Source organism: Pseudomonas sp. R4-39-08 (assembly GCF_003852275.1).
GTDB lineage: Bacteria > Pseudomonadota > Gammaproteobacteria > Pseudomonadales > Pseudomonadaceae > Aquipseudomonas.
The window spans coordinates 5359602-5372521 of the sequence record NZ_CP027733.1; the positions used below are offsets into that span (position 1 = coordinate 5359602).

A 12920-nucleotide genomic window follows, 5' to 3' on the forward strand; every position below is an offset into this window, starting at 1 on the left:
CAGAGCGTGGGAACGATCGCCCGACAGACGCCAATTGCGCCCATCCCACGCCTCTGACACAATCGCGAATAATTCTCGTTAGTTTAAACTTTATTCGGTGATGCCTTGTCGTCGGTCCAGCCCCCACACAGTGAGCTTGTTGGCGCGTTGTATCGCGACCATCGTGGCTGGCTGCTGGCCTGGCTGCGGCGCAACGTAGCCTGCCCGAGCCGCGCCGAAGACCTCAGCCAGGACACCTTCATGCGCCTGCTGGGCCGAGACGGGCTGCGCGCACCCCGCGAGCCACGCGCCTTTCTGGTAGCGATTGCCAAGGGCTTGCTGTTCGATTATTTCCGCCGCGCCGCCCTGGAACAGGCCTACCTCACTGAGTTGATGCTGATTCCGGAAAGCGAACACCCTTCGCCCGAAGAACAGCACCTGATCCTTGAAGACCTCAAAGCCATCGACCGCCTGCTCGGCACACTGTCGAGCAAAGCCCGCGCCGCGTTCCTCTATAACCGCCTCGACGGCATGGCCCATGCAGAAATCGCCCAGCGCCTGGGTGTGTCGGTGCCGCGCGTGCGCCAGTACCTGGCCCAGGGCATTCGCCAGTGCTACATCGCGCTGTATGGCGAGCCGACGTGACGCTGATCAGCTCCAAGCCGGTGTCGGCCCGCGTGCTGGACGCCGCGATTGCCTGGCAACTGTCCCTCGACGCAGGCGATGGCAGCGAGGTGGAACAGGAAGAATTCGCCAAATGGCTGGCCAGCGATGAAGAACACGCCCGCGCCTGGCGCCAGCTGGGCATGCTCGACCAGCGTTTCAGCGTAGCCTGCGGCCCTGCGCGGGCCGCGTTGTTGCAGTCGCGCGAAAGCGTTCGCCAGCGTATGCGCAAGCTGGGCCGTGGCCTGGCGAGCATTGCGCTGGTAGTTGGGCTGGCGTTGTTTGCCGGTGAGCGGTACGTGCCGATCCACTATTGGCTGGCCGATCAACGCACCGCCACCGGCGAGCAGCGCACACTCACGCTGGCTGACGGCACCCGGATCACGCTCAATACCCACAGCGCAATTGACGTGCGTTTCGACGATAAGCATCGTTTGATTGTGTTGCAGGAAGGCGAAATTTTCGTCGAGACCGGCCACAACGATGCCCGCCCGTTCTCTGTCCAGACCCGCGACGGCAACCTGCGGGCGTTGGGGACGCGGTTTATCGTCAGGCGCGAAGATCACGCCACGCGCCTGAGCGTGCTGCAATCGGCCGTGGCCGCCCAGCCCCAGGCGCTGCATCAGGAGCAGGTGTTCAAGCAAGGCCAGCAAGTGCTGATGCGCAGCGATGGCCTGGGCCCTTTGCTTGCCGTGCCCCCGGCCACCGATGCCTGGACCCGCGGCATGCTGGTCGTCGACAACGCCCGCCTGGGCGATGTGGTGGCGGAACTCGGCCGGTATCGCACCGGCCATCTGGGCGTGGATGACAACGTGGCCGACCTGCGCATCACCGGCAGCTTCCCACTGCACGACACTACCCTGGCGCTCAATGCGCTATTGCCCACATTGCCGGTGCAGATCGAGCAGCACACGCCGTGGTGGGTGACCGTCACGGGTAAGCCTTAGGGTTTGCAGTGCCTGGGCGATCGCTATCGGGAGCAAGCCCTCTCCCACATTTTGAATGTATTCACAAATCAAAGTGTGGGAGGGGGCTTGCCCCCGATGAGGCCCTCAAGAACACCACCCAAAAAATATTTTCACCGCGCCCTATCACTTTCCGATTCTCGTCCGGCACCTAGGCAATTGAGAAATATTTTCATTCAGGAGCCGCCCATGTCCCGCACGCTAGACACCTTGTTGCGCCCCAGCCTGTTAGCCGTGGCGATTGCTCTCGGCGCCCCGCTGGTCAGCGCCCCGCTGATCGCCGCCGAGCAGGCCACCAGCGTGCGCGCCTACAACCTGGCGCCCGCCCCACTGGCCTCCACCCTGAACCAGATCGCCAGCCAGGCCGGCCTCGCCCTCACCCTCAACCCGGCACTCGCCGCCGGCAAAACCTCGGCCCCGGTCAAGGGCCAGTTCGACGCCCAGGGTGCGTTGCGTGAAGCGTTGCGGGGCACGGGGTTGCAGTTGGAACAGAGCAGCGCCGGGACGTTTACGTTGGTGGCAATTGCAGATGGTGTCGTGGCGTTGCCGGAGACGAGCATTATTGGTCAGGGCAGTTATGAGAGCGCGTGGGGGCCGGTGGACGGCTATGTCGCCACTCGCACTGCAGCGGGCACCAAGACCGACACGCCCATCGCAGAATTGCCCCGTTCGGTCACGGTAATCACTCGCCAACAAATGGAGGACCGCTCTGTTCTCAACCTTAACGATGCCCTGCGCTACACCGCAGGCGTGCAGAGCAGCGGCTATGGCTCGGATTCACGCAGCGATTGGTTGCTGGTGAGGGGTTTCGTCCCCACTCAATTCCTCGACGGCCTACCACTCCCAAAAGGCAACTACGCCACGCCCAAAATAGACACCTGGAACCTTGAGCGAATTGCCGTCCTGCGTGGCCCCGCATCGTCGGTTTACGGGCAAACACCGCCAGGGGGATTGTTGGATATGGTCAGCCGACGTCCCCAGGCCGACGCCTCGAACGAAATTGAAGTACAAGCCGGCAGCAATAATCACAAGCAGATCAACTTCGATAGCACCGGCAAAATCGACGACGAAGGCCAGTTGCTCTATCGTATCAGCGGCGTCGTGCGCGACAGCAATACTGCGGTGGACCACATCCCCGACAAGCGCTACAACGTTGCCCCCAGCCTTACTTGGAATATCAACGACGATACCAAGTTGACCCTGCTCACCCAGTTCACCCGCGACGATACCGGTATTACCGGACAGTTTCTGCCGCTTCAGGGCACCAAACTAAGCTCGCCCGCCGGGAAGATTTCCCACCATAAGAACCTGGGTGATCCGGATTGGGAATTTTATGATCGCACCTACTACGCACTCGGCTATGCCTTCGAAACACGTTTAAACGACACGTGGCAGTTTCACCAGAACCTGCGCTATACCAAGAATGACTTGTCGTTCCAAGGCATAACCGCCGGTGGCGCGTTCTTCCCAAATGGACCTGAAGTCGCGGTCGATGCCGATGGCAACGTGAGTCGCTCTGCGGGCAAGGTCGATGAGAACATCGGCCAGTTTGCCGTGGATAACAATTTTCAGGCTGACTTCAAGACCGGTTCGATCAGTCATACGCTGCTGCTGGGGCTCGATCACCAGCGCTCGGACAGTGACGCACGCTGGCTGTGGGGCTCGGCAGGTGTCCCCACCATCAACTTCAACCGCCCGGTATATGGACAGGACTTCTCCAAGGTCCAGTACTTCAGCATGTACGACTACACGCAGAAGACGCACCAGACCGGTCTCTACGTCCAGGACCAAATGGCGCTGGACAACTGGCGGCTGACTCTGGGTGGACGCGAAGACTGGGTACACACCGGCACCACCTTCCATAATCAGAACGACGCCACCAATACTCAGCGCGACAAGCACTTCAGCGGCAATGCTGCACTGAGCTACGTCTTCGAAAACGGTATCACTCCGTACCTGTCCTACGCCGAATCATTCCAGGCAGGGTCAGGCACCCAAGTGGGCAGTACCGGGGCGTTCAAACCCACCGAAGGCAAGCAGTACGAGGCCGGCCTCAAGTATCAGCCGCCAGGCACCCAAGCCCTGTTTACCGCTGCAGTGTTCGACCTGACACAGCAAAACACCTCCGTTACCGAAGGCAGTATCACGCGTCAGGTGGGTGAAGTACGGGTCCGTGGTCTTGAATTGGAAGCCAGCGCTGACGTCACAGAAAGCCTCAAGCTGGTAGGTTCCTATACCTACAACGACAGCGAAATTATCGAGGGTGCAGCCGCTGAAAAGGGCAATCGACTGAACCAATTGCCTCGCAACCAAGCCACGGGATGGGCTGATTACACTTGGCGCAGCGGCATGCTGGATGGCTTCGGGGTTGGCGCGGGCGTGCGCTACGTCGGCGACACCTATGGCAACGCCGCCAACACCGAACTGGGCCATGTAGGCTCCTACACCGTCTACGACGCCTCGGTGCACTACGACCTTGGCCGTTTGAACAGCACCATGAAGGGGGTGACCGTAGCCGTCGACGCCAAAAACATCTTTAACAAGGACTACCTGTCTACCTGCGACGGTTTTTACTGCTACTACGGTGACCAGCGTAATGTGGTTGCCAGCGTGAACTACAAATTTTAAGACGGTGAACAACCGCTGATAAAGGGCCGCCCAAGTTGCGGCCCTTTTGCCTTTGGAGCCGTGATGAAAAGCAAAACCATCCGCCGCTGGTCCTTCATCCACACCTGGACCAGCCTGATCTGCACCGTATTCCTGCTGCTGCTCGCCCTCACTGGCCTGCCGCTGGTGTTTCACCACGAGATCGACCATCTGCTGGGCAACGAGCCGCAGCTCAAGCAGATGCCCGCCGGGACGCCGCAACTCAACCTGGAGCAACTGGTGGCCAAGGCCCAGGCCCATCGACCTGGCGAGGCCATGCAGTACCTGGCGTGGGACGAGGACGACCAGAACGGTGTGATCGCGATCATGGCTGCCACGGCCGGCACCGAGCCGAATTCGTCCCACACCTTCATGCTGGATGCGCGTACCGGCGAAGCGGTGGAAATGCCCTCCGCCAATGGTGGGCTCACCCTGTTCCTGCTGCGCCTGCATGTGGACATGTTCGCCGGGCTGCCAGGCAAGCTGTTGCTGGCGTTCATGGGGGTTCTGTTCGTGCTGGCGATCGTCTCGGGCACGGTGCTGTACCTGCCGTTCATGCGCCGCTTGAAGTTCGCCACCGTGCGCCAAAACAAGTCCACTCGCCTGCGCTGGCTCGACCTGCACAACCTGATCGGCGTGGTCACACTGACCTGGGCACTGGTGGTGGGCGTGACCGGTGTGATCAGCGCCAGCGCCGACCTGATCATCGCCGCCTGGCGCGAGGACGCCCTCAGCGCCATGATCGAACCCTATAAAAACGCCCCGCCGCTGACCCAGCGCGCACCGGCCAGCGAATTGCTGAGCATCGCCGCCAATGCCGCGCCCGGCATGCAAGCGGACTTCATCGCCTTCCCCGGCACGCGCTTTTCCAGCGAACATCACTACGCCGTGTTCATGAAGGGCAGCACCCACCTCACTTCCCATCTGCTCACCCCGGTATTGATCGACGCCCGCACCCTGGCCGTGACCGCCATCGCCGCACGGCCCTGGTACATGGACGCCATGGGCATGTCCCAGCCGCTGCACTTCGGTGACTACGGCGGCATGCCGATGAAAATCCTCTGGGCGGTGCTGGATGTGCTGACCATCATCGTGCTGGTCAGCGGGATTTACTTATGGATCGTGCGGCGCAAGGCGGGCAAGGCATGAAGCCCCGGCAGTCGAGTTTCTGGAAAGTGTTTGGCATTCCGCTGGGGATTGGCCTGTTGAGCGCCGCCGGGTTGTTTGCGGCGTTGCTGGGGGACGGGGGGTGGGATGCGTTGAGTTGGGTCGGGTTGGGCGTTCCTGCTGGCATTGGTGCATGGGCGTTGTTCAAGCGGCGCGGCTGAGGGCGCTATCGGGGGCAAGCCCCTCCCACATTTTGATTTGTGAACACTGTTAAATGTGGGAGGGGCGGTGCGACGATTCGACTTGCTCCCGATGAGGCCTTCGAAACCACCAAAAATCCCCCTCGCCAGCCACGGCGCAAGCCTCTAGGCTAGCCACATCCCATTTCGAGGAATGCCCATGTCCGCCCCCAGCATGACCTTGTTCCACAACCCCGCGTCGCCGTTCGTGCGCAAAGTCCGCGTGCTGCTGATCGAGACCGGCCAGCAGGACCGTGTGGCCCTGCATGCCTGTATGCCCACCCCCGTCAACCCGGATGCACATGTGGTGCAAGGCAACCCGGTCGGCAAGATCCCGGCCCTGCGCCTGGCCGACGGTTCGGTACTGCATGACAGCCGGGTGATCCTCGATTACTTCGACCACCAGCACGTCGGCAACCCGCTGATCCCCCGCGACGGCGCGGCCCGCTGGCGCCGCCTGACTCTGGCCTCGATGGCCGACGGGATCATGGATGCCGCCGTGCTGGTGCGCTACGAGACTGCGATGCGCCCGGTGGAGAAACATTGGGACCAGTGGCTGGACGAGCAGCGCAACAAGATGCGGCGCGCACTGGCCGAGCTGGAAGCCGAGGCGATTGCCGAACTGGCCAGCCACTTCGACATCGCCGCGATCAGCGTGGCCTGTGCCTTGGGCTACCTCGACTTCCGCCATCCCGACCTGCAATGGCGCGTGGATAACCCCAGGCTTGCCGCCTGGTACGCCGAGGTCAGCCAGCGGCCTTCGATGCAGCAGACCCAACCGCCCGTTTAACGGCCCCCCTGTAGGAGCGAGCTTGCTCGCGAAAATCGTCAACGATAACGCGGGGCACTTGGTTAAACGCGGCGTTCTTGCATTCTTCGCGAGCAAGCTCGCTCCTACAGTGGACGGTGGCGTTGATGAGGAAGTTGACCATCCTCGCCTTCATTTGCTGATCTTCGCGCAACCCGATCATTGCACCGCCTCCGCCTTGCGCTTGCCCACGCCATACCAATCCAGTCTGCGCGTCAGCACCATCACCGTACCCAGCAGGCCGAACAGCAACAACGAGCCCATCAGCAACGCGTAATCCTCGGCACTCAGCAGCCCGTACAACAACCCATACAACGCCGCCAAGCCCACCGAAAAACCCAGGCCGTGGATCACGCTGCGCAGCACATGGCACACGTAGAAGCCGATCAACAGCACGCAGGCGCTGGCCGATATCAGGTACGCCAGGGCAAACCCCAGATGCTCGGACAGCGACAACAGCAGCAGGTAGAAGAACGCCAATGCAAAGCCCACCAAGGCGTACTGGATGGGGTGCACGGCCAGGCTCTTGAGCACTTCGAACAGGAAGAAGCCGGCAAAGGTCAGGGCGATGAACAGCAGCGCGTATTTGATCGCGCGTTCGCTCTTGAGGTACTGGTCCACCGGGTCGATGAAGTTCACGCCGAAGCTGCGGTTATTGAAGTCATCACAACCCTGGCGGTCCAGGCAGGTTTGCAGGGCCTGCTCGAGGTTGGTTGCGAAGAACGAGGTTTGCCAGTGGGCGGTAAAGCCCTTGTCGGTGACGTCCCGCTGCGCCGGCAGGAAGTTGCCGATAAAGCTTGGGTGCGGCCAGTTGGAGGCAAGTGATACCTGGCTGGTCTTGCCCACGGGCACCACCTGCAGTTGTTCAGTGCCCTGCAGGCGCAGGTCGAAGGCGAAATCCACGGTGGCGGGTTTCCGGCTGTCCTGGTCGGGCAGCAGCACATGCACGCCCTCTCCCAGCCAGTCCACCAGGGAGCCCGGCGCAAATTCCAGGCGCTGATCGCCCAGCTCCAGCGTCAGCGCATTTTCGATGCCGCGAATATCGCTGATGCCCATCGCCAGAAACGCCGGATCAAAACGGTAGTCGGCGAAGTTTTCCGTGATGCCCAGTTGTGCAGGCAGTTGGAAACGTCCACTGATGCGGTTGTCGGCATGAAACAACCGCGCCTGGTAGATGCCCCGTGCGCGCAGCTCGGTCTGCACCTGGCCGTCGAGCTCAAAGCGCTCCGGCAGGAAATACAAACGGCCGCGCTCCTCGCGGGTTTCTTCGTAGCGTTTGTTGAGTTTTTCATTGAGTTTCCATTCGCGCACCGTCTTGCGATAAGGCACCACCATCACCGGGCCGGTGAGGCGCTGCGCGAAGCTGGAACTGCGGGCGATGTCCATCAGTACGCCGTCGCGCAGTTGCTGGCGGTCGCTGATGATGCCGTTGATCATCAGCAACGGAATCAGCAACAGCAGGATCAGCAGCGCAATCGCGCCAAGTTTGAAAAGCAGGCTGCGGTTCATGGGACTCTCCCTGTTTTGATAAGGAGAGTCTGGGCAGCCTGTGTGGGGGATTTATGTGGGCAGTGTGGAGATTGTGTGGAGATGCAGCACCACCTCCACGCCACCCGGTACGTTGCCGATTTGCAGCGCGCCGCCGTGCAGCTTCATCACTTCTTCGACAAAGTTAAGGCCCAGGCCGGTGCTTTTGCGCCCGCTGGCCGGACGCGGCAGGGAATAGAAACGCTCGCTCAGGCGCGGCAAGGCGTAATCCGGAATCGGCGCGGCCTGGTTGAACAGGCTCACCCGAACGTCGTTGTGCCGCACCTGCGCACTGAACCGCAGTTCGCCGCCGGGCGGGGTGAAGTCCAGGGCGTTGTCCAGCAGGTTGCCCAGGGCCTGGCGCAGCAGGAAGGGTTCGCCAAACACCCGCACATCGGCGCCGATACTTTGCTCGACCTGCAGGCCGGCGCTTTCGATCCGCGCACATTGCGCCTTGAGTACATCATCGACCAGGCCCGCCAGCGCGATACTCGATTGTTCTTCCAGCCCCTGGCGTTGCTCCACCTGTGCCAGGTTCAACAACCGCTCGATCAGCTGCTGCAGGCGTGCGCTTTCGCTGTCGATATTGCCGACAAAACGCTGCTGCTGTTCGCGGGTCATGTCGCCCTGCAGCAACTCCGCCGCGCCGCGAATGGCCGCCAGCGGGCTTTTCAGTTCGTGGGTCAGGGTGTGCACGTAGTGTTCGACATAGGCTTTGCCCTCCAGCTGCGTGCGCATGTGTTCGACAGCGGTGGACAGCTGCTTGAGCTCGCCGCCACGGTAATGGGGCAACTCAGCCCGACGCCCTTCGCTGACGGCCTCGGCATAGGCGGTCAAGCGCTTCAGGGCGACGCTCAGCCACCAAGACAACAGTGCGCCCAGCAGCAGGCCCAGAGTCACCAGCCCGGCGCCATACCACAGCAGGCGCCGCTCGGTGCGGTCGACGTAGGGCTGTAACGAGCTATTGGGCTTGGCCACGGTCACCACGCCGATAATCCGGCCGTCGTCACGAATCGGCGCGCCCACGTGCATCACCGACGAGGTTGGGTCATCCGCTTCGCTGCGGGTTGAGCGCGCGCCGTACTCACCGCGCAGGGTCAGGTATACGTCGTTCCACCTGGAATAGTCCTGGCCCACCGCCTCGCCCGTGGAGTCGAGCAATACCGTGCCCTTGGCGTCGGTGACATAGATGCGGTGGTTGACCTGGTTCTTCGGCAGGCCCCAGATGACCGCACCCGGCTGACGATTGCCATACGCCTTGAGCACCTGCGGCCAGTGGCTCTGGTCGAGGGTGCCGTTCTTCACATCGGTGCGCAGGATTTCGGCGAGCAGGTTGGCGGTGTCCACCAGGGTTTCTTCGGTGGACTGGCGTACGCCGGGGCGGATTTCCTTCATCACCGTGTTGAGCACAAAGTAACCGGTCAGGCCGATAAACAGCGCGTAAACCAGGAAAATCCGCAGCCCCAGGCGCATCAGCTATGGCTCGGGCTGTAGCTGTAACCCAGGCCGCGATGCGTCTGGATCGGTTCGGCATCGGCGGCCACGCTGCGCAACTTGCCCCGCAGGCTTTTGATATGGCTGTCGATGTTGCGCTCGTAACCAGCGTCGGCGGGTACGCCTACCGCGTCCAACAGTTGCTCGCGGCTGAACACACGCTCGGGTTGCTCCAGCAGGCTTTGCAGCAGGCGGAATTCGTGACGCGTCAGGCTCAGCGGCTGGCTGCGATAGTGGATCTGCATGCGTTCCAGGTCGACCTGGAACACCGCAGGCGCCGCATTCGGGCCGACCCGCTTGAGAATCGCCCGCACCCTGGCCGCCACTTCACGCGGGCTGAAGGGCTTGACCACGTAATCGTCGGCGCCGATTTCCAGCCCCACCACCCGGTCGATCTCGCCATCGCGCGCGCTGAGGAACATCACCGGCACTTCGCTGAACCGGCGCAGTCGCTTGCAGGTTTCAAAACCGCTGATGTCGGGCAGGCCGATGTCGAGGATGATCAAGTCGGCCGGGGTTTGGCGCTGATGCTCCAGCGCCGCCTGGCCCAGGCTCAGCCAGGTGGTGCTAAAGCCCTCGCCTTGCAGGGCGAAGATCAGCGTGTCGGCAATCGCCGCTTCGTCTTCGACAATCAGGATATGCGGCATGTGGGTCCGTCAGCAGTCCGGTTTGTCGGCAGTGTAACGACGGGCCGGGTTTACTGCTGCACCGAATTCACGCAAGGCCTTGGCGCCGATCAGCAGTGGGTAATTGAAGCTGCTGCGGTCGGTAAGGTTGACCTCGACGGTACGCTTGACGTCACCCAGGCACATCTCCAGGTCGATCACCGGGCGCTTGGCCACACTGGCTTCGTCCTTGTCGTCATCTTCGTCGGCGCGGCTCTTGATCTTGCTGATGCGCGAGACCTTGTGCTCGTAGACTTTGTTGTCGGCGTCCTTGCCGCCGAGGCGGAAGCGTACCCAGTCGTCGCCATCACGGGTGAAGGTTTCGATATCGCGGGCCGACAACGAGGCGGTCAACGCGCCGGTGTCCATCTTGGCCTTGAAGGTCTGGCCGATTTCCGGCAGTTGAATGTATTCGTAGCGACCGTAGAGGGTCGGTTCGGCGGCCATCACAGGCATGGCGGTGATAACGGGAAAAACTAGGGCGAACGCGCCAAGGAACAATTTCACGGCATGATTTCCTCGAAAGAAGTGGACGGATTCTAGACCGCACGCACGGCACTTAGTTGGATCACCGAGCATAACCGGCACGTTGTGAAACATTCGTACAGCCATTTGCGATTTGGCCTCTGGACGCACCTTGCTTATCATTGCCCGCCCACAGAATTTCAAGAGTTGCTTATGCGCCGCCTGCTCACCGGCTGTTTGGTCACACTGCTGCTGTTACTCAACACGCTGATTTTGATCGGCCCCTTGCTGGTGTTTGCCCTGCTCAAGCTGGTGGCACCGGGCCGCTCGCGTGACTATGCGTCATCGGCGGTGATGTGGATCGCCGAGACCTGGGCCGAGATCGACAAGCTGATCTTCGCGGTGTGCATTCCCACCCAGTGGGATATTCGCGGCGGTGAAGACCTGCGGGGCGACACCTCTTACCTGGTCATCAGCAACCACCAGTCCTGGGTGGATATTCCAGCGCTGATCCAGGCATTGAACCGACGCACGCCGTTCTTCAAATTCTTCCTGAAAAAAGAGCTGATCTGGGTGCCCTTCCTTGGCCTGGCCTGGTGGGCGCTGGATTATCCGTTCATGAAGCGCTACACCAAAGCGTACCTGGCCAAGCACCCGGAGCTGGCCGGGCAGGACCTGAAGATCACCAAAGAGGCCTGCGAGCTGTTCAAGCGCCAGCCGGTGACGGTGGTCAACTACCTGGAAGGCACGCGGTTCAGCGAGGCTAAACGCAAGCAGCAGGACTCGCCGTTTAACCGACTGCTCAAACCGAAGGCGGGCGGCGTGGCCTTCGTGTTGGCGGCGCTGGGCGAGCAGTTGGATGCCGTCCTCGACGTGACCGTGGTGTACCCACAGCCAAAGATTCCAGGGTTCTGGGATTTGATCAGCGGCGCGGTGCCGAAGGTGATCGTGGATATCCGCACCCGTGAATTGGACGCGGCGTTGTGGCAGGGGGACTACGAGAACGATCCGGCGTTTCGCCTGACCGTCCAGAACTGGGTCAACCAGCTCTGGCGGGAGAAGGATGCGCGCATCGAGCAGCTGCGCGCGCAGCAGTCTTAGCTGCCGGTGCCCCAGGCCTGGGCCAGCTTGCCCAGCACCGAGCTATCGGCGCCCTGCCCGCCCAGGTATTGCAGGATCACCGGAGCAAACTGACCGATCATGCCGCTGTCCATGCCCAGGGCGCTGAACGCGGTGTTCAAATCATTAGTGTTTTTCACGTTGCCCAGCAGGCCGTCCAGGCCGCTGGTCTTGCTGCCGCCGGCCTGGCCGAGCATCCCGCTTAAGGCACCCAGGCTGCCCAGGGCATTGTTACCCGACAGTTTATCGAGGCCCGGCACGCTATCGCCCAACTGCGAAAAGTCATTGCTGCTCAGCTTGTTCTTCGCCAGGCCCAGCATCGCGCCCGTGCCGCCGACGGCTTGCTCCGGGGTGATATTGAGTTGAGAGGTCAGGGCTGTCAGCAGGTCGGCCGTCTCCGATGTTGGAGCAGCGGCGGCGGCCTTGTTGTTGCCACCCTGCATGCCGGAAATGGCGTTGGCCGCATCGCCAAGGCTGAAGCCTGCGGCAAACACCGGGCTGGCGGCCACGGTCAACAGGCAGGAAAGGGCAAAACCGCGTGAAATCTTCATCAAGACAACCTCAGAAAATAGGTGCAAAAGCAGGCGTTGGACTGGGTATCCCGTCGGTTGTTCCGGAACCCATCGGGGATAAGCGGGTCTAGGAACTGACTACAAAATTTGTCAGGAAGAGACTTATGACTGCGATCCAACCCCAAGTGATTGAGCACAAGCCTGCCTTCTGGAGCCGCCCGCGTCTGTTCATCGGCGCCTGCGCCGTGGTGGCGGCCGGCATCGGCGGCGCGCTCTACACCCAGGACAGCGTCAAATCCGCGGCGACGTTGGTGACGACGACCCAGCAGCCGGCCGCGCAAATCATGGCGCACAAGGATTATCTGGAAGTACAGCCGATTGCCGCCACGGCGCCTGCGCCCGACCAGAGCCTGGAGCTGTGGGCCATCCCCAAAGACGGCACGCCTGTGTCTCTGGGACTTTTGCCAGAAGATGGCAAAGGCATCATTGGCTTGAATCCACGCCAACAGGAAAGCATCAGCAAGCCGGTGGAATTGATGGTGAGTTCGGAAACCAAGGGTGGCTCGCTGAGCAAGCAGCCAACCGGCCCGACCGTCTACCAGGGTGCGCTGGCCGCACGCTAAACACCCTAATCCCTTGTGGGAGGGGGCTTGCTCCCGATAGCGGCAGGTCAGTCACAGCGGCACTGACTGAACCACCGCCATCGGGAGCAAGCCCCCTCCCACATTTGA

13 protein-coding genes and 1 pseudogene are annotated in these 12920 nt (G+C 61.7%); 9 read left to right on the forward strand and 5 right to left on the reverse strand.

Annotation, left to right across the window (positions count from 1 at the left end):
* Positions 1-105 precede the first annotated feature (105 nt).
* The 7 genes and pseudogenes from C4J88_RS24850 to C4J88_RS27890 all read left to right on the forward strand — a co-directional run.
* Positions 106-624 carry an RNA polymerase sigma factor gene (locus C4J88_RS24850; RefSeq protein WP_124364692.1) on the forward strand — a complete coding sequence of 173 codons (519 nt, stop codon included), beginning with the start codon at positions 106-108 and terminating at the stop codon, positions 622-624.
* Entirely contained in the window at positions 621-1589 is a 969-nt protein-coding gene (locus C4J88_RS24855; protein WP_124368599.1) for a FecR domain-containing protein, read from the forward strand. The genes C4J88_RS24850 and C4J88_RS24855 overlap by 4 nt, the downstream gene beginning before the upstream one ends.
* A 207-nt stretch (positions 1590-1796) precedes the next feature.
* The gene (locus C4J88_RS24860; protein ID WP_124408360.1) at positions 1797-4235 is read left to right on the forward strand and encodes a TonB-dependent siderophore receptor; all 2439 of its coding nucleotides are present in this window, start codon (positions 1797-1799) and stop codon (positions 4233-4235) included.
* Between the two features lie 63 nt (positions 4236-4298).
* Positions 4299-5402 (forward strand): PepSY domain-containing protein, encoded by a 1104-nt coding sequence (locus C4J88_RS24865; protein WP_124408361.1) that lies wholly within the window; start codon positions 4299-4301, stop codon positions 5400-5402.
* Positions 5399-5581, forward strand: a complete 183-nt coding sequence (locus tag C4J88_RS24870) for a hypothetical protein (RefSeq protein ID WP_124405479.1) — start codon at positions 5399-5401, stop codon at positions 5579-5581. Before C4J88_RS24865 ends, C4J88_RS24870 begins: the two co-directional genes overlap by 4 nt.
* A gap of 178 nt (positions 5582-5759) precedes the next feature.
* Entirely contained in the window at positions 5760-6389 is a 630-nt protein-coding gene (locus tag C4J88_RS24875) for a glutathione S-transferase N-terminal domain-containing protein (RefSeq protein WP_124408362.1), read from the forward strand.
* Positions 6390-6411: 22 nt separating this feature from the next.
* Positions 6412-6501, forward strand: a pseudogene (locus C4J88_RS27890) (outer membrane lipoprotein carrier protein LolA); the annotation flags it as partial.
* 65 nt (positions 6502-6566) lie between these two features.
* Here the strand turns inward: C4J88_RS27890 and creD are convergent.
* The 4 genes from creD to C4J88_RS24900 are packed head-to-tail and all read right to left on the reverse strand — an operon-like array spanning position 6567 to position 10549.
* Complete coding sequence (gene creD, locus C4J88_RS24885; RefSeq protein WP_124408363.1) at positions 6567-7916, reverse strand: cell envelope integrity protein CreD; 1350 nt, start codon at positions 7914-7916, stop codon at positions 6567-6569.
* A gap of 51 nt (positions 7917-7967) precedes the next feature.
* Entirely contained in the window at positions 7968-9407 is a 1440-nt protein-coding gene (gene creC / locus C4J88_RS24890; protein ID WP_124408364.1) for a two-component system sensor histidine kinase CreC, read from the reverse strand.
* The gene (creB, locus tag C4J88_RS24895; protein ID WP_124408365.1) at positions 9407-10075 is read right to left on the reverse strand and encodes a two-component system response regulator CreB; all 669 of its coding nucleotides are present in this window, start codon (positions 10073-10075) and stop codon (positions 9407-9409) included. Before creB ends, creC begins: the two co-directional genes overlap by 1 nt.
* Before the next feature lie 9 nt (positions 10076-10084).
* Positions 10085-10549 carry an ATP-dependent zinc protease gene (locus C4J88_RS24900; RefSeq protein WP_124369028.1) on the reverse strand — a complete coding sequence of 155 codons (465 nt, stop codon included), beginning with the start codon at positions 10547-10549 and terminating at the stop codon, positions 10085-10087.
* Positions 10550-10771: 222 nt separating this feature from the next.
* On the opposite strand from C4J88_RS24900, the gene C4J88_RS24905 reads away from it, so the two are divergent.
* Entirely contained in the window at positions 10772-11659 is an 888-nt protein-coding gene (locus tag C4J88_RS24905) for an acyltransferase (RefSeq protein ID WP_124364701.1), read from the forward strand.
* Here the strand turns inward: C4J88_RS24905 and C4J88_RS24910 are convergent.
* The gene (locus C4J88_RS24910; RefSeq protein ID WP_124364702.1) at positions 11656-12228 is read right to left on the reverse strand and encodes a DUF2780 domain-containing protein; all 573 of its coding nucleotides are present in this window, start codon (positions 12226-12228) and stop codon (positions 11656-11658) included. The two genes, C4J88_RS24905 and C4J88_RS24910, sit on opposite strands and share 4 nt — an antisense overlap.
* A gap of 125 nt (positions 12229-12353) precedes the next feature.
* Here C4J88_RS24910 and C4J88_RS24915 point away from each other — a divergent pair, with 125 nt between their 5' ends.
* Positions 12354-12812, forward strand: a complete 459-nt coding sequence (locus tag C4J88_RS24915; RefSeq protein WP_124372088.1) for an anti-sigma factor domain-containing protein — start codon at positions 12354-12356, stop codon at positions 12810-12812.
* Positions 12813-12920: the final 108 nt, after the last annotated feature.

Excerpts from the sequence above, each read along its gene's own strand:
- creD (WP_124408363.1), bottom strand. The coding sequence starts at position 7,916 with ATGAACCGCAGCCTGCTTTTCAAACTTGGCGCGATTGCGCTGCTGATC.
- C4J88_RS24865 (WP_124408361.1), top strand. The coding sequence starts at position 4,299 with ATGAAAAGCAAAACCATCCGCCGCTGGTCCTTCATCCACACCTGGACC.
- creC (WP_124408364.1), bottom strand. The coding sequence starts at position 9,407 with ATGCGCCTGGGGCTGCGGATTTTCCTGGTTTACGCGCTGTTTATCGGC.
- C4J88_RS24860 (WP_124408360.1), top strand. The coding sequence starts at position 1,797 with ATGTCCCGCACGCTAGACACCTTGTTGCGCCCCAGCCTGTTAGCCGTG.
- C4J88_RS24875 (WP_124408362.1), top strand. The coding sequence starts at position 5,760 with ATGTCCGCCCCCAGCATGACCTTGTTCCACAACCCCGCGTCGCCGTTC.
- creB (WP_124408365.1), bottom strand. The coding sequence starts at position 10,075 with ATGCCGCATATCCTGATTGTCGAAGACGAAGCGGCGATTGCCGACACG.
- C4J88_RS24900 (WP_124369028.1), bottom strand. The coding sequence starts at position 10,549 with ATGCCTGTGATGGCCGCCGAACCGACCCTCTACGGTCGCTACGAATAC.
- C4J88_RS24870 (WP_124405479.1), top strand. The coding sequence starts at position 5,399 with ATGAAGCCCCGGCAGTCGAGTTTCTGGAAAGTGTTTGGCATTCCGCTG.
- C4J88_RS24915 (WP_124372088.1), top strand. The coding sequence starts at position 12,354 with ATGACTGCGATCCAACCCCAAGTGATTGAGCACAAGCCTGCCTTCTGG.
- C4J88_RS24910 (WP_124364702.1), bottom strand. The coding sequence starts at position 12,228 with ATGAAGATTTCACGCGGTTTTGCCCTTTCCTGCCTGTTGACCGTGGCC.
- C4J88_RS24905 (WP_124364701.1), top strand. The coding sequence starts at position 10,772 with ATGCGCCGCCTGCTCACCGGCTGTTTGGTCACACTGCTGCTGTTACTC.